We start from the raw sequence: 1,101 nt of genomic DNA, 5'->3' as shown, positions 1-1,101 counted from the left end.
TGGCGAACCGCTCGCCGCGGTCGCGGCCGCCGCCCCTGCCGCCCGCGCCCCTGCGCCGGCACCCGCCGCGAAGGAATCGCTGATCGCCGCCGACATCAGCATCGAGGGCAAGATCGAGGGCACCGGCCACATCCGCATCGCCGGCAAGTTCAAGGGCGATGTCAATGTGCAGGGCGACCTCACCATCGAGACCGGCGCCAAGCTCAGCGGCGGCGTGCGCGCCGACAAGGTGGTCATCGCCGGCGAGCTGGAAGGCAACATCGAATCGGCCTCGCGGGTGGAGCTGCTTGCCTCCGGCGCGCTGATCGGCGACGTCAAGGCCGGCTCGCTGACCGTGGCCGCCGGCTCGCGCATGCGCGGCCAGGCCGACTTCGGCTGGGACGACGACAAGCACGCGCGCAAAGGCGGCAAGCCCGCGGAGTCCGACGCCGGCGCATGAGCAGCCCGCGTCCCGGCAGTCCGGGGGCGACCCGGACCTGCCCGCACTGCAAGGCCACCATTCTCGAAAGCGCCAGCGTCTGCCCGGCGTGCAAGCACCACCTGCGCTTCGATTCGGCGGTGCTGCAGCAGTCGGCGCCGTCGGCGCTGGTGCCGCTGCGGGTGGAGGGCAGCATCCGCCACCCGGACGACGGCAGCGCCTGGGAATACACCGTGTTGGTCAGCATCCGCAACGGCCGCGGCGAGGAAATCAAGCGCCAACTGGTCGGCGTCGGCGCCATGCTCGACGGCGAGGAGCGCAGTTTCACGCTCTCGGTCGAGGCGACGCCGGTGCGGGGAGGGAAGCGCGGCAGGCATTAGCGTCTGTGGCGCTGGGATTGGGGATTGGGGATTGGGGATTCGTAAAAGCCTGGCCCCTCTCCCGTCGGGAGAGGGGTTGGGGTGAGGGTACGGTCGCGCGACGCCGGTGATCGCTGCACTTGCTGTCTGGCGACGCTGGCCGCCGTACCCTCATCCGCCCCTTTGGGGCACCTTCTCCCGAAGGGAGAAGGGAGTGGCGCCCTGCCCACTTTCCACCCGGCGAGACGCGATGGGCCGCCATGCGCACGCCCACGGCATCGTGGACGCCTAGCCCCTCTCCCGTCGGGAGAGGGGTTGGGGTGA

2 protein-coding genes are annotated in these 1,101 nt (G+C 71.0%); both read left to right on the top strand.

The window, feature by feature from the left end; translation table 11 throughout:
• A partial coding sequence (locus D183_RS0119785) for a bactofilin family protein (RefSeq protein WP_017910535.1) occupies positions 1 to 439 on the top strand: 439 nt, incomplete at its 5' end.
• Positions 436 to 798: a hypothetical protein gene (locus tag D183_RS0119780; protein ID WP_010342294.1), complete on the top strand. Its 363-nt coding sequence runs from the start codon at positions 436 to 438 to the stop codon at positions 796 to 798. The genes D183_RS0119785 and D183_RS0119780, both read left to right, overlap by 4 nt.
• Positions 799 to 1,101 lie beyond the last annotated feature (303 nt).

The sequence above is a fragment of the Xanthomonas sp. SHU 199 genome (assembly GCF_000364665.1).
Taxonomy (GTDB): Bacteria; Pseudomonadota; Gammaproteobacteria; order Xanthomonadales; family Xanthomonadaceae; genus Xanthomonas_A; species Xanthomonas_A sontii.
This window is presented reverse-complemented; position numbering and strand designations above follow the sequence as displayed.